General features: G+C 38.7%; 16 protein-coding genes. 9 read left to right on the top strand and 7 right to left on the bottom strand.

The annotated features are described in order from the left end of the window. Nucleotides 1-13: 13 nt before the first annotated feature. Nucleotides 14-505 (bottom strand): hypothetical protein, encoded by a 492-nt coding sequence (locus AC3B6D_RS05020; RefSeq protein ID WP_489774635.1) that lies wholly within the window; start codon nucleotides 503-505, stop codon nucleotides 14-16. A gap of 496 nt (nucleotides 506-1,001) precedes the next feature. Between AC3B6D_RS05020 and AC3B6D_RS05015 the strand changes: the two genes are divergently transcribed. Then, nucleotides 1,002-2,891 (top strand): beta-glucoside-specific PTS transporter subunit IIABC, encoded by a 1,890-nt coding sequence (locus AC3B6D_RS05015; RefSeq protein ID WP_489775067.1) that lies wholly within the window; start codon nucleotides 1,002-1,004, stop codon nucleotides 2,889-2,891. Between the two features lie 60 nt (nucleotides 2,892-2,951). On the opposite strand, the gene AC3B6D_RS05010 is transcribed toward AC3B6D_RS05015, so the two are convergent. Continuing rightward, nucleotides 2,952-3,434, bottom strand: coding sequence for a universal stress protein (locus AC3B6D_RS05010; RefSeq protein WP_489756760.1), 483 nt, complete (start codon nucleotides 3,432-3,434; stop codon nucleotides 2,952-2,954). A gap of 216 nt (nucleotides 3,435-3,650) precedes the next feature. Here AC3B6D_RS05010 and AC3B6D_RS05005 point away from each other — a divergent pair, with 216 nt between their 5' ends. Both AC3B6D_RS05005 and AC3B6D_RS05000 read left to right on the top strand, forming a co-directional pair. After that, nucleotides 3,651-4,463 carry a tyrosine-protein phosphatase gene (locus AC3B6D_RS05005; RefSeq protein WP_489756761.1) on the top strand — a complete coding sequence of 271 codons (813 nt, stop codon included), beginning with the start codon at nucleotides 3,651-3,653 and terminating at the stop codon, nucleotides 4,461-4,463. Between the two features lie 217 nt (nucleotides 4,464-4,680). Continuing rightward, entirely contained in the window at nucleotides 4,681-5,745 is a 1,065-nt protein-coding gene (locus AC3B6D_RS05000) for an alcohol dehydrogenase catalytic domain-containing protein (protein WP_489756762.1), read from the top strand. Between the two features lie 80 nt (nucleotides 5,746-5,825). Here the strand turns inward: AC3B6D_RS05000 and AC3B6D_RS04995 are convergent, their stop codons facing one another. Together AC3B6D_RS04995 and AC3B6D_RS04990 are read right to left on the bottom strand one after the other, a co-directional pair. Continuing rightward, the gene (locus AC3B6D_RS04995) at nucleotides 5,826-8,192 is read right to left on the bottom strand and encodes a phosphoketolase family protein (protein WP_489775066.1); all 2,367 of its coding nucleotides are present in this window, start codon (nucleotides 8,190-8,192) and stop codon (nucleotides 5,826-5,828) included. Between the two features lie 142 nt (nucleotides 8,193-8,334). Further along, complete coding sequence (locus AC3B6D_RS04990; RefSeq protein ID WP_489775065.1) at nucleotides 8,335-9,060, bottom strand: GntR family transcriptional regulator; 726 nt, start codon at nucleotides 9,058-9,060, stop codon at nucleotides 8,335-8,337. A gap of 229 nt (nucleotides 9,061-9,289) precedes the next feature. Between AC3B6D_RS04990 and AC3B6D_RS04985 the strand changes: the two genes are divergently transcribed. After that, nucleotides 9,290-11,881, top strand: a complete 2,592-nt coding sequence (locus tag AC3B6D_RS04985) for a BspA family leucine-rich repeat surface protein (RefSeq protein WP_489775063.1) — start codon at nucleotides 9,290-9,292, stop codon at nucleotides 11,879-11,881. A 204-nt stretch (nucleotides 11,882-12,085) separates the two neighbouring features. Here AC3B6D_RS04985 and budC read toward each other — a convergent pair whose 3' ends face one another. After that, complete coding sequence (budC, locus tag AC3B6D_RS04980) at nucleotides 12,086-12,859, bottom strand: meso-2,3-butanediol dehydrogenase (protein WP_489756766.1); 774 nt, start codon at nucleotides 12,857-12,859, stop codon at nucleotides 12,086-12,088. Between the two features lie 62 nt (nucleotides 12,860-12,921). On the opposite strand from budC, the gene AC3B6D_RS04975 reads away from it, so the two are divergent. Beyond that, nucleotides 12,922-13,260, top strand: coding sequence for a winged helix-turn-helix transcriptional regulator (locus AC3B6D_RS04975; RefSeq protein ID WP_489756767.1), 339 nt, complete (start codon nucleotides 12,922-12,924; stop codon nucleotides 13,258-13,260). Here the strand turns inward: AC3B6D_RS04975 and iolE are convergent. Further along, complete coding sequence (gene iolE, locus AC3B6D_RS04970; RefSeq protein ID WP_489775062.1) at nucleotides 13,257-14,159, bottom strand: myo-inosose-2 dehydratase; 903 nt, start codon at nucleotides 14,157-14,159, stop codon at nucleotides 13,257-13,259. The genes AC3B6D_RS04975 and iolE overlap by 4 nt on opposite strands. 38 nt (nucleotides 14,160-14,197) lie before the next feature. Then, entirely contained in the window at nucleotides 14,198-15,331 is a 1,134-nt protein-coding gene (locus AC3B6D_RS04965; RefSeq protein ID WP_489769431.1) for an NADH-dependent flavin oxidoreductase, read from the bottom strand. 150 nt (nucleotides 15,332-15,481) lie between these two features. Between AC3B6D_RS04965 and AC3B6D_RS04960 the strand changes: the two genes are divergently transcribed. From AC3B6D_RS04960 to AC3B6D_RS04945, 4 genes are all read left to right on the top strand, one after another. Next, nucleotides 15,482-16,102 (top strand): endonuclease III domain-containing protein, encoded by a 621-nt coding sequence (locus AC3B6D_RS04960; RefSeq protein ID WP_489769430.1) that lies wholly within the window; start codon nucleotides 15,482-15,484, stop codon nucleotides 16,100-16,102. A 56-nt stretch (nucleotides 16,103-16,158) separates the two neighbouring features. Next, nucleotides 16,159-17,688, top strand: a complete 1,530-nt coding sequence (locus AC3B6D_RS04955; protein ID WP_489775310.1) for a ClC family H(+)/Cl(-) exchange transporter — start codon at nucleotides 16,159-16,161, stop codon at nucleotides 17,686-17,688. A gap of 166 nt (nucleotides 17,689-17,854) precedes the next feature. Beyond that, the gene (locus AC3B6D_RS04950) at nucleotides 17,855-19,006 is read left to right on the top strand and encodes a cation:proton antiporter (RefSeq protein ID WP_489775061.1); all 1,152 of its coding nucleotides are present in this window, start codon (nucleotides 17,855-17,857) and stop codon (nucleotides 19,004-19,006) included. A 134-nt stretch (nucleotides 19,007-19,140) separates the two neighbouring features. Beyond that, nucleotides 19,141-20,496: a hemolysin family protein gene (locus AC3B6D_RS04945; RefSeq protein WP_489769428.1), complete on the top strand. Its 1,356-nt coding sequence runs from the start codon at nucleotides 19,141-19,143 to the stop codon at nucleotides 20,494-20,496. Nucleotides 20,497-20,546: the final 50 nt, after the last annotated feature.

The raw sequence follows: 20,546 nt of genomic DNA, 5'->3' as shown, positions 1-20,546 counted from the left end.
AAATAAAATTTTTTTACTTTTGCCACTGCTCAATTTGATTAGCCGCCAAAGCAATTGATAGTACAGCATCTGGCGATAAATTATTCCGCAAATCACTCATTAGTGTATTGCTGGCGACTGCCCCGATAACTTCTAACGCATATTCAATCAGATGTAGATCACTTTGAGCATTATAACTGCCTGTTTGGTAAGGATTTTCGTGATTATAGTCAAAATTAATTTCATTGTTCACAAAACTGCCATCAACATGATTAACTAAAATCCGATCTTGCAGTTGGGCTAAGGTTTGTTGTTCATGTTGCAAAGTTAAGCGATGATCGGATTCATTTTGGTAATATTGTTCTTCGGTCATAGTTAAATAATTTTGCACAGGCTGGCGTAAAATGGCCAAACCATCTAACAGTTCATAGATCTTTTGCACATCTAAAATTTCAGTCTGTGCAACAATTTGCGCACTGTGTTCTTCTAACCAATCGGCTAATTGACTAATCGTTTGTGTTTCCATAGTTTTCCTCCCACAAGCCACAGGCTTTTATTATTAAATTATAACTGTTTCGCCTATGAGATACCAGCAACTATACTGCAACCCCAGTGCTTAAAAGCTGAGCACAGCAAAAGTTGCTTTTACCTTTAGTTTTTGGACATAGTTAGACTCACGCTTTTACTTCTTGGAAAAAATGCTAGATTAATCTGTGCCAAAAACCAATTTAAGCTATGAAAAAAATGTAAAAAGTATGATTTTAAATGTACATATTTACAAATTAGTGTTTTAACAGCACTTAATTTATTACTATTTTTTGCGAAATTTAATTGTAATAATCGCTTTTATGAGCAATAATGCTTTTATTTTTAACCAATATTTCCTAATTACAGAAAATTTATCTTAATTTTACTTTAATTGATATTGTTAATTTTTTTTCTTTAGTATAGAATTAACTTTTAGGTTAAAAACGTTATCAATCAAATATTGATAGCATTACTCTAATAATGGAGGGATTACATTGAACGAAAAGGATTTAGCGGGACAAATCCTTCAGCTCGTTGGCGGTGATGAAAACGTCAACGCTGCTTGGCATTGTGCCACGCGTTTACGCCTTACTTTAAAGGATGAAAGTAAAGCTCAGAAAGATAAAATTGAAAGCCTTGATGGTGTGATTACTGTCGTGCAAGCCGGAGGACAATATCAAGTTGTTATTGGTAACAATGTTGGTAGCGTATACGATGCTTTAGTTGGTATCGACCCCCGCTTGGGTGAAGGTGATGATGCACCTGCTACACCAGCGGCCAGTGAAGGTAAGAAAAAGTTAACTGCTAAGGGCATGTTTGATGCTTTTGTTTCCTTTATTTCTGGTGCTTTCACACCGTTTTTAGGTGCCATGGCTGGTGCCGGTATTTTAAAGGGCTTATTATCTTTATTTGTCGTCTTACACTGGATGACACCCAAGACTGGTGCTTATCAAATTTGGTATGCCGCGGCTGATGGAATCTTCTATTTCTTACCAGTTATTTTAGCGTTTACTGCTGCTAAGCAAATGAAAGTTAACCAATATGTGACCGTTGCCATTGGGATGGCTTTGGTTTATCCAACCATGGTTAACATGAAAGGCTTAGACTTCTTCTCCATTCCAGTTTCTAAAGCTACTTATACAAGTACGGTTATTCCTATCTTGTTAGTGGTAGTCGTTCAAAAATGGTTAGAACCTTTATTTAACAAGTTTTGGCATGAGTCAGTGCGTAACATTTTAACGCCATTATGTATGTTAATGATTTTGGTTCCATTAACCTTCTTAATTGTAGGACCAATCAGTAACGCCATCAGTGGTTTCTTAGCTGGTATTGTTTTAGCTTTGTACCAACATGTCCGGATTCTCTCTGGATTAGTCCTCGGTGCTTTCTGGGAAGTCTTTGTTATTTTTGGTGTGCATTGGGCGTTTGTTCCTGTTATGATGAACGACTTATCAAAATGGGGCTATGATCCATTAATGCCAATCTTATTACCAGCTGTTTTATCGCAAGCTGGTGCTGCTTTAGGAGTCTTTTTAAAGACTAAAGATGACAAGATGAAAGGTTTAGCTGGTTCGAACACCATTACCGCAATCTTCGGTATTACTGAACCAACCGTTTATGGTATTACCTTAAAAATGAAGAAACCATTTTACTGTGCTGTCGTTGCTGGTGGAATTGGTGGGGCCATTGTCGCCTTTTCCGGTGTGCATGCCAATACTGTTGGTTTAGCCAGCATCTTGAGTTTGCCAACCTTCATCAGTAAAGGTTTCGCTTTATCTTGTGTGGGTGATGCTTTGGCCTTCGTCTTAGCTGCCGTCTTCACTTATCTCTGGGGTGGTGTCAACAAAGATGTTGCTCCAGCAGCAGCTACTACTGAAGCAACTACTGCTTCTACTGAAAATATTTCCACTGCTACAACTAATAACGGCACTGAAACAGAATTAATCGCCCCAGTTGCCGGTACTGTTATTCCAATTACTAGTGTTAGTGATCAAGTTTTCGCCTCTGAGGCAATGGGTAAAGGAATCGCCATTGTACCTACTGCTAAAGTTGTAACGTCACCAATCTCCGGAACCATTAGTGTTGCTTATCCAACTGGTCACGCTGTCGGCATCACCGGTGATGATGGTGTTGAAGTGCTATTGCACTTAGGAATTGACACAGTTAACTTAAACGGTGAACACTTCAAATTATTGGTTGAAAAAGATCAACACGTTGAAGCGGGAACACCTTTAATTGAATTCGATTACGAAGCAATCAAGGCAGCCGGTTATGACAATACGGTAATGATGATTGTGACGAACACGGACAATTATGATTTCCAATTTACCGATGATACGGAAGCTGATGGTAACCCATTGATTACCGTTACTCCGAAAAATTAGTAACAATCAAAAAATCCTTCAAAAATTTTGAAGGATTTTTTTGTACAATCATTTAATTAATTATTTATTTTTGGCAGGTACGGTTTTATTATCCAATTCTGTCCGCACTACAATCACATCTGTTGCAGCATTGCGAATCACATATGAAGAAACTGAACCGACCAATAGTCGCTCTACCGCATTCAGTCCCGTGGAACCCAAGATAATGAGATCATCATCGTAATCCTTAAAGAAATCTGCGGCAATAATTACTTTCGGATCGCCAAAGCGAATATGAATTTGAATTTTATCAGCATCCAAGCCATCAGCAACCATTTGCTCTTTTAATTGCGCTAAATAATTCTGTGAATCTTCCGTAATTTGATAGATGATATCACTAGTTAACATGCCGCCATACGCCCCAACAAACTGCCGCGTATCCAAGACGTTCAAAACATCAACCGTGGCATGATTTCTAATTGCGACTTGTGTTGCTTTTTTAAGTGCCGTTTCTGATTCCTTAGAACCATCCACAGGGACTAAAATTCTTTGATATTCTTGCATAAGGTTTGCCACCCCTTCTCGTCAAAGACAATTGCAGTTCTATCTTGGCGAAGTTTCTAGTCCTAAAATTATAAATAATTTTATTAATTTAATTATAACATAATACTATCATTTTTCAGACAATTTACTTGGAATTTCGTGAATGAAAAATTAAAATGACTCGCCTATTGAACCATATCTTTGATAAAATTAAGTAAAAGTCTACGGAGGTACATTATGGATCAAAAACAATTATTAGATATTTCATCTGGAAATAATTTTCGTGAATTAGGCGGCTATCCCACGAAAGATGGTCACCATTTAAAGTCACATAAATTAATTCGGTCTGGTAGCTTAGGCAGTTTGAATCAGCGAGATTTAGACTATCTCGACGATTATGGCGTCCGGTTTGATATTGACTTTCGATCTGCCGATGAACAAGCTAAAGTCCCCGATCATGTTCCCGCACAGGCTAAATATTTATTTGACCCGGTTTTCAAAGTAGATTTAACCCAAGCCTCTAAATTTAATGCTGATGAAGAAGATAAAAGCGCCTTGGAAAAAGAGGCTTTATCGGATATTCCTGAAAACGGCCACGCTAACATGTTAGATACTTATCAGGATATCATCAATCTGGACAGTGCCAAAAAAGCCTATCGCATTTTCTTTGAACAATTATTAGCTAATGATCAAGCCGATGAAACTTTATTGTTCCATTGTACTGCTGGCAAAGATCGAACCGGGATTGGTGCAGCCCTACTTTTATCCGCTTTAAATGTTGATGCTGACATTATCATCAAAGACTATCTGTTTACTAATGTGGCGTCTAAAGCTTATATTGACCAACAATTGGCCGATTTGCAGGCCCAAGGCTTAAATCCCAAACAATTAATTTCCGCCAAAGCCTTACTAACTGTTAGTCCTGATTATCTGCGCATTGCGGATGCTGAAATCAAAAAAACCGCTGGCAGTTGGTTAAACTTTATTCAAACTGAACTAAATGTCAGTGATGGCGATTTACAAGATTTACGTAAAATTTATTTAGATTAACAAGCAATTAAGCAATGATTCAAGCTCCTAAAATTGGCTAACAAATGCTAAGTTTAGGAGCTTTTTTGTCGTATAGATTCATTATTACCATAGCATTCATAAAATCAGTGGAATGTTAAATAACTGATTTATTGTGAAAAAGTTAATTAGTTGTTGACGCCGCTTTCACTAGTCATTTAAAATATAGTTGTCGTTATTAAAGAAAGGAGTAGTTATTATGAAAGCAGCGCGCATTTATGGGAAACAGGATATCCGGATTGAAGATGTAGAACTCCCCGAACCCCAAGATGATCAGGTACAAGTCAAAGTCAAGTTCATTGGAATTTGTGGCAGCGATGTGCACATGTATGCCGATGGTTTTGCTTTACCTTATGAACCGAATCCTTTATCTGGCAAAACTGTTCCGATTATTCAAGGACATGAATTTTCGGGACAAGTAGTTAAGCTTGGCAAAAATGTGCAAAATATTGCGCTCAATGACCGTGTGGCAATTGAGCCTATTTTAGCCTGTGGTCATTGTCCCAATTGTCTGAAGGGGCAATACAATTATTGCCTCAATGCCGTTGGCCCTGATGGTAGCGGTAATTTCATTGGCGTTTCAGATGATGGCGGCATGGCAGAATATGCCAACGTTAAAGCCCAATTTGTTCATCCTATCCCGGATGAAATGGGATTTGACTTAGGAGCTTTAGCGGAACCGACTTCTGTCGCCTATGAAGGCATCAAACGTAGTGGTTTAATTGCCGGCCAAACAGTTGCGGTCATGGGCGCTGGTCCCATTGGATTATGCACGGCACTACTTGCCAAAATTGCTGGAGCCACCAAAGTTTATATTTCTGATGTCTCCACACAACGTCTAGCTAAAGCTCAAGAACTGGGAATTACGAACACTTTAAATCCTACTAGCGATGATGTGGTCGCAAAAATCCATGCTGATTTACCAGCTGGCGTCGATATTGCCTTTGAATGTGCTGGAGTGCAAGCGACATTCGATACTGCTAATCAAGTAACTGCTTCTACTGGCTTAATTCAAGTGGACGCTTTATTTGGTCAATCCATTACTTTGGATATCAATGATGCCATCATGAACGGTCACAATATCCATACCACCCTAGGCTATGAAAACTGTTTTCCCACAGTAATTAACATCATTAATAACCATCAAGAGCTTTTCCAGAAATTAATTACAAAGAAAATTCCGTTAGAACAAACTGTTGACGGAATTAAATCATTAACTACGGATAAATCACAGGTCAAAGTTTTGATTTCTCCCGAACTGTAAATAATTTATTAATCATCAAACCAAAAAATCCTTAAGCCCACTGAGCCTAAGGATTTTTATAATGCTATTTACATATTTAATTAATCTGCAAAGCCTTTGAATTGCCAATTATCAACTTCAGGCAAATCTGCACCATTTTCCCGAATGTAATCATGATGCTTTTGTAACTTAGCATCCATTTGGTGACTGAAGTCTTGGGCTTGATCACCATAAACCAAGTTAGCTGCGTGTTGTGCTAAGTGGAAACGATCCAGTTCATTAACAACCCGCATATCAAATGGTGTCGTAATATCACCATTTTCCCGATAACCATGCGCATACATATTATGATTATTCCGTTCATAGAAGATATCCCGTAATAAATCTTCAAAACCATGGAAAGCAAAGATGATCGGTGCCTTCTTGGTAAAGATGGCGTCAAATTGTTCTTGACTCAAGCCGCGCGGATTCTTGCTTGGTACTTGCAACTTCAATAAGTCAACTACACTGACAAAGCGAATCTTCATCTCTGGGAAAGCAGCATGCAATAAATCAATCGCTGCTAAAGATTCCATGTTAGGTTCTGTGCCCGCCGCTGCAAAGACAATATCTGGTTGTTGACCGTGATCATTAGTGGCCCAATCAATGACTTTCACACCTTGTTCCACAATCTCCTTAGCTTCTGCCATGGAATAGAATTGTGGCCGTGGTTGCTTAGAAGCAATGATTAAATTAATTACTTCTTGTTCATTCAAAGAATGTGCAGCAACTGCAATTAAAGTATTCGCATCGGCTGGTAAATACTCCCGAATATATTCCGGTTTCTTTTCAGCCAAATGAGTTAGAATACCCGGATCTTGGTGTGTATAACCATTATGGTCTTGTTGGAAAGAAGTCGAAGTTGAAATAACGTTCAAAGCTGGGTACTTCTTCCGCCAAGGTAATTCGTTGGCCTTACGAATCCACTTGAAGTGTTGCGTCAACATTGAGTCAACTACCCGTAAGAAGGCTTCGTAACTCGAGAAAATTCCGTGACGACCAGTTAAAGTATAACCTTCCAACCAGCCTTCAGCTTGGTGTTCAGACAATTGTGCATCCAAAATTCGCCCAGCTGGAGCTTCAAATTGATCATTCGGCTTTTTAATGGGTTCCAACCATTGCCGCTCACTAGTTTCAAAAATGTGCATCAAGCGATTGGACATGGTTTCATCCGGTCCAAAAATTCTAAAAGTGGTTGGGTTAAGTTTAATGATATCACGTAAATAATTACCTAATTCCACCATATCTTGACCAATGACAGTGCCTGGTTGGTCAAATTTGAATTCATAATCATCAGGATTAGGCAACTTTAATGGTTTTGGATCTAAACCACCATTAGTAATAGGATTCATTGACATCCGTTGGTTACCTTTAGGTGTCAAAGCTTTGATTTCTGGCTTTAAAGTACCATTTTTATCGAATAATTCTTCAGGATGATAAGATTTCAACCAAGATACTAAGGCATCAGCGTGTTCCATGTGGTTAGCATCAACTGGAATTGGAATTTGATGTGCTCTAAATGAGCCTTCAATTGGTTCATTATCCCAAGATTTCGGACCAGTCCAGCCCTTGGGTGCCCGGAAAATAATTACTGGCCAATGAGCCATTTTGGCATCTGCAGCTGCATTTTGACGAGCTTCTTGTTGAATGGAGTGAATTTTTTCAATGGCTTGATCCATCGCAGCAGCCATTTCGGGATTCATTTTTGCTACATCGTCGCCTTCCACAAAAATTGGATCCCAGCCCATACCGGTAAAGTATTGCTTTAGTTCTTCATCAGTTTTTCGAGACAGAATAGTCGGATTCGAAATCTTAAAACCATTTAAGTTTAAGATCGGTAAAACAGCACCATCCGTCACAGGATTAATAAAGACATTAGAGAACCAAGAAGTGGCTAGTGGACCAGTTTCTGCTTCACCATCACCGATTACCGCCGCAGCAATGACGTCGGGATTGTCTAAAATAGCACCAACACCATGAGAGATTGAATAGCCTAATTCGCCGCCTTCATGCATGGAACCAGGAGTTTCCGGAGCAGCATGTGAAGCCACACCACCGGGGAACGAAAATTGTTTAAATAATTTTTGCATACCGGCTTCGTCGGCAGTGATTTCTGGATAAATCTCACTATAACTGCCATCTAAATAAGAATTAGAGACCATGACCTGTCCACCGTGACCAGGTCCTTCAATGTAAAACATGTTTAAATTATATTTATTGATCGCACGATTCAAATGAGTATAAATAAAGTTCTGCCCTGCAATTGTCCCCCAATGTCCAATTGGATGAACCTTTACATCATCAGCTTTGAGTTCCCGCTTTAATAACGGATTATCCTTTAAATATAATTGACCAATTGAAATATAATTAGCCGCATCAAAATACTTGGTCATCAAATCAAAATATTCTGGACTACTGTAATCTGTCATTGCTCTTCCTCCTAAAAATAATTCGGTTACAAATATTGTGACAATCAGCACTGCAAAATCTACTTCACTAAGAGCCCTTACATGATATTTATAAACCTTGCACAAACTTTTGTCAACCATTTTAAAAAATGGTACGACCCAATTATTTATTTAAATTAACGAAGGTGGCAAAATTCCAGTACTTATAGTGCAAACGCATGCTCGAATATTCAAACGGAATACCGTCATCACGAAAGAAAATCCCCGCCATAATGCCCACTGGTTCAGTCGGTTTTAACTGCAATAATTTTTGATCCGTCGGTGAAGACGGTTCGGCAGCCATATCTAAATACGCCCGATTAATCACCTCTCCTTTTTGTTCTTCTAAGTAATTAAACAAAGAATTTTCCAAAACTTTTTGTGAGAGATTAGGCAACAAGCGGACTGGTAAATAACTCGTCTCAATTAAAATTGGAATTTCATCCAACTTGCGGAGCCGCTGAAATACATAAACAAAATCATCGTCATTTAAAAATAAATTCTGTTGGATTTCCAAAGGCGGCTTTTGCACATCTAAACCTAAAACTTGAATTTGCTGAGTTTGTCCATTCTTAACCATGGCTGTTGTTAAACCAACATTGTCACCCGTATAATCTAGTGCAGTTTTATTTTTTAAAAATAGCGGATTAATAAAATTGCCTGAACCTTGTTTTTTAAAGATGATACCTTGATCAGCTAATAGTTGGATCGCCCGCTTAATTGAACTGCGGCTCACAGCAAAGCTTTCACTTAGGCTGCGTTCATCCGGCAATTTGAGATTAGCATAGTGATGGTGAGTAATGTTGTGCTTGATCGTTTGGGCAATTTGAACATAAATTGGTTTACTCATGCATTTTTCCATCCTTACTTTTGAAAGTTATCAAATCTATTATGCCATGTCAGGGGAAGCTTTTTCAAAATGAATCCGCGTCCATGAACAATCACCTCAAATTTATCAAAAGTCAAATAAAATATTTTCAGTAAAACTATTAGAATAACTATTACAATCTCACAAAAATAGAGTAAAATTACAATTATTAACTAGGTAATTCACAGAGTTGGTTCAGGGAGATGCTAGAATGATTGCCAAACGAAATTGGCTGATTATAAAAAATTCTTACTGCACGATTGCTTTCTTAATTGGTTTTATCTGCCTATTTACTAGCCATCTAACCCAAGCGGCTGTTAATTTGCCGCCAACTAACGTTCTGCAATCAAAAAGTATTAATTTACTTCCGACACAAACTCAAAATCCACTGATCAAAGATAGTGAACCACTAGCTAATTTGACTCCACCTAATGGTAACGCCATCGATACCTCTTGGTGGAATTTTACTGCAACCACCGGAACTTTAACCATTAACCTAGATGCCTTAAAGCAAGACAGTACCAAATTTCAGCCGACTTACACAGATTCTGAAAATTACAAATATTATCCGTGGTATTATGCTTTAAACGGCGACTTGTCCCAAATCAAAACGGTGACTTTCCAAAATACTAGTAGTCAAAAATTTACCCCGCCCAATGATGATCTGGGTTGCTTATTTTGGGGAATGAGTAATTTGACCAAGATTAATGGTTTAGACCAACTCAACACTCATTATGTTGTGGTCTTTAGTAGTTTATTTAATGGTTGCCAAAGTTTAGATTCAACGCAAATGAATAAACAAATTGCTGCCTTAGATTTATCTGCCGCTAATACCACGACGAATATGTTTAAAGGCTGTACAGATCTCACGCAATTAGATTTAAGCCCCTGGTCAAAAAGCGCCAATGGTCTCAAAACTAGTAATATGTTTCAAAATTGCACTAACTTAACGACAATTAATCTAGGAACTAACTTTGTCAGCAATAATTTTAACGATATTTCGGGAATGTTTAGCGGGGACAGCGCTTTAACAACTATTCAAAATATTGAACAACTAAATGTTACCAATGCTGCAGATTTATCTAACCTGTTTAACAGTTGTCAAGCACTAACAACCCTCGACTTGAGTCGTTGGCAAATCGGCGCTCAAATCGGCACTAGCAATATTAAAACTATTAATTTAGCTAAAATGTTTCAAGGTTGTACTCATCTAACTAGTATCTCAGGACTTGAACAATGGCAGACTGATAAAGTTGGAGCTGCCAATGGTCTATTTGATCATTGTACTGCACTGAAAGACATCAACATCAGTACTTGGAACCTAGATCAAGCTACGAACCTTGGCAGTATGTTTTCCAACTGTTCAAGCTTACAAACCATTGCTTGCGCCAATTTAATCGGCAGTCAAAATAAATTTTTTGATAATCTTTTTTATAATGATTCTCAATTAGTCCAACTTGATATCGGCAAATTAAATATGAAATCCAGTACGGCGCAAGCCAATATGTTTACAGGAACGACTAATCTGTGTAAATTAACACTCAGTCCGTATTTGAAATTAGGAACCAGTTGCGGTTTACGAGCTGCCCCTGGAAATGGTAAGGCCTTTAGTACTGATCCCAGTGAAGTCAATCCCCAACATCTTTCGACGTCCGATAGTTGGCAAGAATTAGGAACTGGCGCCGACGACTATCAGGCCAATGGTCCTTTATATAGTAATAATGATTTAATCAAACTTTACCCAGGTACAAATAATCCCACAACCGTGAAAACTTACGTCTGGCAATCAGGCTGGTGGGGATTATCATTAACCACGGGCAACTTAGTTTTATTTGATGATGACAATAATAGCGTCCATCAACCACAAGCAACGACCACTGATACTCAAAACTCACCATTAGGGACTTGGCCGTGGCAGCCTTACGTTGACCAAATCAAAAGCGCGAGCGTTAACGCGACTGTAAACACGGGGAAAGTGAATTTCAGTAATGCCAGTGGCTTACTGGCCAATTGTAAAAATTTACAAACCGTTTCTAATCTCAATGATTTATCGATTGATAACGCCTCAATTGACCATCTTTTTTATCAGGATACTAGTCTGAAACAATTGGATCTAACTAATTTGGACACTACTAAAACGACTAATAATATTAATTGCTTGGCTGGTTTAACTAATTTATGGAAAATCACTTTAGGCAAGCAAACTAAATTAACGCTTGCTGCTAACTTGCCAACAGCTCCTGGCAATAATACCGCTTTTCCAGAAAATAATAACTATCAAAGTTTGACTAACAATTGGCAAGAAGTTAAATCAAGTGACACTAACATTTATCAACCTAGTGGTGCTCTTTTGACTAATGCTCAAATTGAACAACGGGCATTAGGGCAAGTTCAAACCTATATTTGGCAGCCGAGCTGGAAAGTCGTCTTATCTAAATATCCTCGTTCTTTATCACTCAATCACATTTATGATTATCGCGCGGGGTCTGCGCCCTTAGTAGGGCCACAAGAATTTGAAATTCAAGACAATCGTCCTACTCCTAACAATGACTGGCAATTAAATGCCAGTGCACGCCAAACTAAAGGTTCAAATGTTGCAATCTTATTTAACCAGCAAAGTATTATGAATCAAAACACTGTGATTCAATCTGGTAAAAATTTAACTGCAAATACGAGCGAGCAATATCAATGGAATTATCCTGCTAGTACCGGCTTTGGTGTTAGTTGGCAAAATGGTGTACAAAGACCGAGTTTAAACAATCAGTTTATTATTACCTACTCTCTAACAGATTCACTACATTAATTGAATAATAGTTTTCAAAATAAAAAAGTTGGAGTAACAACCAGTCTGTGACCGCAGCAATGCTTGTTAATACAAGCATTGGTCTCAGGTTCTTGTTCTCCAACTTTTATTTATTCAGCGCTTGGTTCTAAAAAACTGTTCATCGAATTTAACGAAAAATTATATTTACTCTAGCTTCAGCAGCTTGGATTCGCCACTAAAATCTTACTCAAGATGAGGTTGCCCTGTGGAGGCGGTTGTGCCGCCGTCAACAGTTAAAATTGTGCCCGTAATGTAAGCAGCATCACTGGATGCTAAGAACAATACTGCGGGGGCAATATCCGCTGGCCGGCCTGGACGTTGCAAAGCAATCCGATTAATAAATGGTTTTAATTGTTCATCAGATTGTGCCATCCCTTTCGTCATATCTGTCAGTGTAAAGGCCGGCGCCACCGCATTCACTCGAATACCATCTTTACCCCAATCTAACGCTAATGATTTGACAAAGCCATTCACGGCATGTTTGCTGGCATTGTAAATGGATTGTTGCCAATCACCATTGCTGCCAGACACTGATGATACCGCAATTAATGTTCCTTTGGTTGCTTTTAAAGCTGAATAGGAAGCTTTCGCCAAATAGAAAAAGCCATCAATATTAGTTGCTCGAACTTTTTCCCAGTCAGCTTGTGTTAAATTAGCAATTTCATCGGCAGCAAAGGCGGCCGCATCACTGACCACAACATCTAACTGACCAAACTGGGAAATCGTTTTGGTTACCGCCATTTGTGCTGTATCCGGCTGAGAAATATCGCCAACAATTACTAAAGTTTTAGCAGCATCATAACCTTGAACAGTTTCTTCCAGTACCTTTTGGCGCCGACCTAAAACAGCCACTTTAGCACCATTATCTAAAAATCCTTGCGCAATGGCGCGGCCAATACCACTGCCACCACCAGTTACTAAAACTACTTGATCATTTAAAGCGTATTTATTAGTCATTTTCAATCTCCAATTGTTATAATGAATTATTATTTCGTACTCCAAGAAAGGTCGTTTCACTCATGAAAAAAACCTACGAACAGTTACTAAAATGCAATTGTGCCACAGCGCAAACTTTATCTTTAATTGGTGGTAAGTGGAAAGTTTTAATCCTGAATCACTTAGCCGAAAAAAGCTACGGTTTTAACGAATTGCAGCGTTCTTTATACGGCATCACCGCGCATACATTGACCCAAACTTTAAAGGAATTAGTAGCAGACCAGCTCATTGTGCGCACCGATTTTCAAACTAATCCGCCCAAAACTCAATATTCTCTTTCCAAAACGGGACAAGAACTCAAACCACTTTTGAGTGAAATTACTAAGTTTGGTGAAGAATATCCTGCTTTAAGTCTGAATTAATCTAGTTCGGTTAACCTTGCTTTCAAGAAATCGTGCGCTTTAATTGCTAAAGCTAGTGAATCGACGTGGGCTGGATTTAGTTCCGCGTCTACCATGACCCAGCCGTGATAACCCTGCTGAATAAAATCAAACACTGGTTGAAAGTCCAAATCCCCTTGTCCGGGAACCGTAAAAGTATCATTTAAAATCGTCTTGCCGAAGGCCGAACCGGTTTGTTGAAACTTCTTCAGCTGCTTTACATGGACATCCTTTAAATGCAGGTACACGATCCGGGCAGCGTATTGCTCTAAAAGTGGCTGATAGGAACCATCTGAAACAAAAGCATGCCCTGTATCTAACAATAGTCCGACTAAATGAGGATCAGTATGATCCATCAAGCGGGATACTTCCGCTATGGTTTGGACACCAGTTCCTAAGTGATGATGATAGGCAATTTGGACATCGTATTTTTGCGCTATTTTGCCAAACTCATTTAATCCTGCACACAATTGTCGCCATTGATCATCAGTAAAGATCGGTTTATCAGTAAAAATATTCTGGTCTGTTCGGCGTTGAATGGAATTAGTTTGTTCTGATAAGACTGTAAAATGAGCTTGCATAGTAGCTAATTTTTGACAATGCCGTTCAAAATCAAGACAGGCTTGTGAAATGCCGTCTCGCAAGATAAAACTGCTAAACCACTGACCCGCAATTTTGATGGTTCTAAGATCTGCTTGTGCTTTCACTTGTTGTGCACTGGGAAAATAACCCGCTCCTTCGGTTCCTTGATAACCTGCTAAAGCAACTTCATCTAGGATTTGCCGGTAATCTGTCTTTTGCCCAATTTTAGGGTCATCTTCATTCCGCCAGCTAATTGGTGAAATCCCCAATTGCACTTGATACTTACTTTCAGAATTCATCAGCTTCACTTCTTTTCAACCAACTAATCCAACAAAATTTAATTATTATCTTTTGCAAAAACTTGGTCGTAACCGCCCATGGTTTCGGCAATTTGCTCTAAAAAGCTCGGTTTGATGCCCAAATCTTCCATGTCAGCTTGCACTAGCCGGTATCTAATCGCCTGTTCCTCATTGCTTTGCACTTTTTGCACCCATTTAGGTTCCCAAATGGACTCGTGCCCCATTGCTACCAGGTCAAATTCTGCACTGGCTGTTTGAGCTTGTTGCGGTGTTTTGATGCCACCAACCACAATTAAGGGCATCGCCCCAGCAACTCGTTTCTGTATAGCTTCATTAACAATGACCGTCGATTTTGGATCACGACTTGGTGTTTTCCAAACATCGCCTTGCGAAACATGTAGATAGTCAATTGGATATTGCTTTAATTCATCAATTAATTGCAACGTATCATCTAAAGTGATCCCCGGATTTTCTAACTCTTCCGGTGACAACCGATAACCGAGCAAAAAGGACTTCGGCGCATATTGTTCAATTACCTGAGCAACCTCTTGCACAACGGCTAATGGGAATTTCATTCGCTTTTCTAATGATCCGCCCCAAGCATCTGTGCGCCGATTAGAATGCGGAGAGAAAAATTGTTGTAATAAAAAGGTGTTAGCGCCGTGGACTTCCACGCCATCAAAGCCAGCTTGAATCGCTCTTTTTGTAGCTAAGCCAAAGTCCTTAATGGTTTGTTCAATCTCAGCAGGCGTTAATTCACGGGGCACTTGAGCATCTGGACGTTCTGCCGCTACAGCACTGGCACTGACTGGTTGTTCTCCCCGCAAAATTTTGTTATTGGACATGCGTCCTGCACTAAAAATTTGAATGACAGCTTTAGTACCATTTTGCTTCATCGCAGCTGCTAAACGACTTAAACCAGGAATAAACTTGTCATCAGCAATACTCAATTCACCTTCAAAGCCTTTGCCTAAAGCATTGACGTTTGCTGTGGCTGTAATAAATAAACCCGCGCCACCTGTATGCTGAGCATAATAAGCAATTTCATCACTCGTGACCGTTCCATCTTCAAAGGACATTTGTTCTGTCATAGGCGGAATCACAATGCGATTTTTTAATTGCACAGCTTTATTTTTAAAATGATATGGTTGTAAAAACTTGTATTCAGTCATATTTATAATTGGCCTCCCTAGCTTCGTTTTGATCTGTGCCAGTAGTATAATTCATAAAATTAGTCAATAACAGTACTGACTTTTTTGATACTATTCACTTCAACTTGTCAGAAGCTGACCCTTATCTTATGATGAAGCCAAGAGTTAGAGGTGATACCCATCGACTATTACCAAGTATACTTAGATATGTATCAATTATTTGGACCCCAATTTTGGTGGCCATCAAAATCCGATTACGAAACTCTAATCGGTGCTATTTTGGTGCAAAATACTAATTGGAAAAACGTTGAAAAATCGCTATGTAATTTACGTAGCCAGACTAACTTTGAGCCCCAATTATTATGTAATTTATCCTTAGAACAGCTGAAAATTTTAATTAAACCCAGTGGCTTTTACAACGCTAAAGCCCACACCATTCAAGCGGCGTTTCGTTTCTTACAACCTTATCAGTTCAATTTTCAAACCGTAGCCGATGAATTTCCGCAAGCTAAATTGCGTCAGCAGCTTTTAAAGATTAAAGGCATTGGCAATGAAACAGCTGACGCCATTTTATTGTATATTTTCAACTATCCAGTTTTTATTGCTGATGCTTACTCTAAAAAGATGATTTTCTACTTAGAAAACAAAGACGTACAAAAAAAGACCTATCGGCAAATCAAAAATTACTTAGAGCCACCGTTACTGGCGCATATGTCCGTCAAAGATTTTCAAGAGTTCCACGCTTTAATTGATGATCATTTATTCGATTATCTACATCAAAAAATGAATTAGACTGGTTGAAAAAAGACTAAGTTCCTTCAAAATATGAGTAAGGCAGATGACATGCAATCAATATCAAACGATTTGATACAACTAATTTTAAATTTATTATCAAAGGCATCCTGATTGGCATTTTAACAGGACTGGTCGTTGGTAATTTTCGCTTATTAATTGTTAAATCTTTAGCTACTTGGCTCAAACTTTACCAATTAGCCCATATCCAGCATTCATTCTTATTAGTTATTTTACTTATTAATGTTGCAATTGCCATCATCATTGGTTTATTAACTAAACGACAACCCCACATTATGGGTTCCGGTATTCCGGAAGTTGAAGGCCAATTAACTCAACGGATTAGCTTAAAGTGGTGGCCCATTCTTTGGCGCAAATTCATTGCTGGCGTTTTAGCAATCGGATCAGGGTTATATTTAGGGCGTGAAGGACCATCCATTCAGCTAGGAGCAGCGGTCGGTCAAGGAATAGGTGAATACTGGGAACCATCAGCTAAAAATCAACGAATTTTATTAGCTAGTGGCGCTGCTGCTGGATTATCAGCGGCCTTTAACGCTCCGATAGCAGGGACTTTATTTATTTTAGAAGAAGTTTATCATAATTTTTCCCCATTAATTTGGATGACCTCCTTATCCGCTGCCATTAGTGCAGATTTAATCTCAATGAATATTTTTGGTTTAAAACCCGTTTTGTACATGGCTCATTTACCCGTGTTTCCCCTCCATTCCTACTACCATTTGTTATTTCTTGGTCTAATTCTGGGCATTTTCAGTTTTTTCTATCAAAGAATTTTATTACTGATGTCTTGGTTATACGCCAAATGTTTCGGCTGGTTACCCCGTATTTTTCATGGTTTAATTCCTTTGTTATTAGTAATTCCTTTAGGCTACTTTTTACCACAAACTCTTGGTGGTGGTAACAGTATTATCTTGAACTTAAGTAAATTGAAGTTGGGACTTCAAGCTTTACTGTTTTTATTATTATTGCGCTTTATTTTTTCGATGATTTCCTATGGCTCAGGACTAGCTGGTGGAATTTTTTTACCAATTTTAACTTTAGGAGCCATTACGGGCACATTATATGGCACTATCGCTGTCAAGTTAGGTTTACTGTCAACCAAATACATCGTCAATCTCTTAGTATTTGCCATGGCTGCTTATTTTGCCGGAATCAGTAAAGCTCCGTTTACTGCTATTTTATTAATTACCGAAATGGTTGGCTCTTTGCAACATCTCGTTCCACTAGCCCTTTTGTCGTTAGTGGCTTACATTGTTGATGATTTATTCGGTGGTGCGCCCATCTACGCATCCTTATTAGCCAAAATGACTATCCCGAAAACGCTCCACCAGATTAGTGGTCACCCCATACAATTTGAGTTACCAATCTCGACTGATAGTTCATTCAACGGCCAACAAGTACGTGACATTCAGTGGCCACAGGATTGTTTGTTAATCGGTATTCGCCAAGGCACCAAAACCCTGATCGCTCACGGTGACACACTCATCATGGCGGGTGAAACCTTAATTATTCTGACCGATGCTAGTCAAGCTGACACAGTTAAAAACCTCTTGCATCAATTGGAATAATCTGCGTATTCTTGCACATTTTACTATTTCTGTTAAGATATCAATGATTATCAATTTTTTAATAAGTATTGGTTGGAGTTTCGACTTTCAAGAATTTGCTTTGGTTTGGGTTGCCAAAGACTTTTTTGAAAGTCTTTTTTTATGATTTGAAGGAGTTTGTTCGCTAATGAAGTTTATGAGTTCATTATGTTTAATCTTAATCACCACCACTATTTTAGGTCATCTTAGTAGTCGATTGCACCTCCCGACTGTTATCGGTGAATTGTTGAGTGGCATCATTTTAGGCCCGGCATTTTTGCATTGGGTCCAGCCAAACAATTTACTCCAAACTTTTGCAGAGATTGGCGTCGTCTTGCTAATGTTCATGGCCGGACTGGAAAGCGACTTATCGACCCTCCGCCGCTTTTGGCGTCCCAGCATTTCGGTCGCAGTATTGGGGATGATTTTACCAATTTTCACCGCTTATTTTACTGGCCGCTTTTTTCATTTTTCACAATTAGACAGCTTATTTTTAGGTGTGACATTTGCTGCAACTTCCGTTTCCATTTCTATTGTTGTTTTACAAGAAATGAACCAATTGACCAGTGCCGAAGGAGCCACGATTCTCGGTGCAGCGGTAGTCGATGATATTTTGGCAGTTATCGTTTTTAGCATCTTGCTTAGTTTTGTCGGAAGTCATGTTACAACTAGCACCCAGCAGCAACATTTACCGTTGACACTAGCACTTCAAGTTGGCTATTTGATAGTTTTATTAGTTCTTGGTCGGTGGGTAATTCCCTATCTGATGCAACTTAGTTCTCAATTGCTACTTCCCAATTCCGAAACTATTATGGCCTTAATGATTTGCCTTAGCTTAGCTGTTCTAGCCAATGCAGTCGGTTTAAGTGATGTTATCGGGGCCTTTTTTGCTGGCCTAGCTATCGGTCAAACTAACCATCAAACGAGTATCAATCACGAATTGCAGCCCATCGGCTATGCCATCTTTATTCCAGTCTTTTTTGTCAGCATTGGCTTGAATATTTCTCTATCCGGAATTCTGCAAAACATGGGATTATTTTTAGTATTAGCTATTGGTGGTATCATCGCAAAAATGTTAGGTGCTGGTTTAGGTGCGCGCTTAACTAAATTTTCTAGACATAGTTCTGCTATCATCGGTGCTGGGATGATCTCGCGCGGGGAAATGGCTTTAATTATTGCCCAGTTAGGACTACAGAGTCATTTATTCTCCAGTAATCGTTACTCAGCAATTATTGGTGCTATTATCGCCACAACATTAGTCGCACCGTTACTTTTAAAAGCTGTCTTTTCTCATCCCTAAAAGGTCAGCAACCATTATATAATAATCATTAGATAGCTAATCGAAACTAATTACCGTACCTCTCTCATAGAATAATCTGGCTATCACTGGTATAATTAGTCTCAAAATTCACTTTGAAATGGGGAATAATTGTTTTGTCAGACGCTCAGATATTTATCAACCTTATCTGGATTGTTGTCATCTTTGCGATTGCTTTCTTCTTTATTTTGGCTGAGTTTGCCTTAGTAACCACTCGCGTGAGCCAAATTGAAGATGCAATTGAAAATAAGCAAGGAAATCAAAAAAAATTACGCCGTGCACTACACATGGTCAACAACTTAAATGAGTACTTATCCACTACTCAAGTGGGCACAACGGTGACCAGTTTAATTTTAGGTTGGATTGGTGAAGACACCTTGCAATCTTTCTTTGATCAAGTTTTGGGTATTTCATTGAAATCTTCAACAACGCTTCATGCTATTAGTTCTGTGGTTGCTTTGCTTTTATTAACTTACCTGCAAGTGGTAATCACTGAAATTGTCCCGAAAAATATCAGTATTGATTTACCAATGAAAATGCTTCTATTAACTGTCACGCCACTGCAAGCCTTTCACACCTTAGCCTATCCTTTCGTCTGGCTACTGAATATTTCGGCAACGGGCATTGTCAAAATGATCGGAATGAAGCCCGCTGACTCAGAAAGTGAAGTTTTTAGTCAATCAGAAATTTTGCGTTTATCACGTGATTCGGTCAGCAACGGCGAATTAGACAAAAATGACTTACTTTATATGCAACGAGCCTTTGATCTCAATGACAAAGTAGCTAAAGATATCATGATTGATCGCACCCGGCTTTATGTTGTTGATGTAACTGACACTGTCAATGAAGTCATTAAAGATTATTTACAGCAAGGTTTTTCACGTTTTCCAGTTGTGGCGAATAATAACAAAGACAAAATTTTAGGTTACGTTTATATTTATGATTTAGTGCGGCAAAAACAGGTTAATGGCCAGATTCCCATTAGTCGTATGCTGCGTTCCATTGTGACCGTGCCCGAAAATATGCCGATTCATAATATCTTAACGCAAATGATTGCCAAACAAACGCCCATCGTCGTCGTCGTCGACGAGTACGGTGGTACCAGTGGTATTGTCACTGACAAAGATATTTATGAAGAATTGTTTGGTACGGTTAAAGATGAAGTTGATAATGTTTCTGAAGAGTACATCATCAATAATCATGATGGTTCTTATTCAGTTAGTGGACAAACCACACTTTATGATTTTGAACGTTACTTCAAAGTCGATCTAGCTGAATTTGAAGACGTGGACTCCGTTACTTTATCTGGCTATATGCTTGATCAAAATCCGAACTTGCATTTAAACAGTATTGTCCAGTTAGATAAATTCACCTTTAAAGTGGTGGATTTCGAGCATTCTTATGTTAATAAATTTTTAGTAACTATTAATAAACCAGCCAATCAAAAGTCGGTTCCATCATCAAATGAATAATTGCACCATAACTTTAAAAATTAAAAGCATTACAATCAGAAATTAATTTT

The sequence above is a fragment of the Bombilactobacillus sp. ESL1097 genome (genome assembly GCF_058107205.1).
This window is presented reverse-complemented; position numbering and strand designations above follow the sequence as displayed.

Coding starts and splice junctions, on each gene's coding strand:
- AC3B6D_RS05005 (WP_489756761.1), top strand. CDS start 3,651: ATGGATCAAAAACAATTATTAGATATTTCATCTGGAAATAATTTTCGT.
- AC3B6D_RS05020 (WP_489774635.1), bottom strand. CDS start 505: ATGGAAACACAAACGATTAGTCAATTAGCCGATTGGTTAGAAGAACAC.
- AC3B6D_RS04950 (WP_489775061.1), top strand. CDS start 17,855: ATGAAGTTTATGAGTTCATTATGTTTAATCTTAATCACCACCACTATT.
- AC3B6D_RS05000 (WP_489756762.1), top strand. CDS start 4,681: ATGAAAGCAGCGCGCATTTATGGGAAACAGGATATCCGGATTGAAGAT.
- AC3B6D_RS04965 (WP_489769431.1), bottom strand. CDS start 15,331: ATGACTGAATACAAGTTTTTACAACCATATCATTTTAAAAATAAAGCT.
- AC3B6D_RS05010 (WP_489756760.1), bottom strand. CDS start 3,434: ATGCAAGAATATCAAAGAATTTTAGTCCCTGTGGATGGTTCTAAGGAA.
- AC3B6D_RS04975 (WP_489756767.1), top strand. CDS start 12,922: ATGAAAAAAACCTACGAACAGTTACTAAAATGCAATTGTGCCACAGCG.
- AC3B6D_RS04985 (WP_489775063.1), top strand. CDS start 9,290: ATGATTGCCAAACGAAATTGGCTGATTATAAAAAATTCTTACTGCACG.
- AC3B6D_RS04990 (WP_489775065.1), bottom strand. CDS start 9,060: ATGAGTAAACCAATTTATGTTCAAATTGCCCAAACGATCAAGCACAAC.
- AC3B6D_RS04995 (WP_489775066.1), bottom strand. CDS start 8,192: ATGACAGATTACAGTAGTCCAGAATATTTTGATTTGATGACCAAGTAT.
- iolE (WP_489775062.1), bottom strand. CDS start 14,159: ATGAATTCTGAAAGTAAGTATCAAGTGCAATTGGGGATTTCACCAATT.
- budC (WP_489756766.1), bottom strand. CDS start 12,859: ATGACTAATAAATACGCTTTAAATGATCAAGTAGTTTTAGTAACTGGT.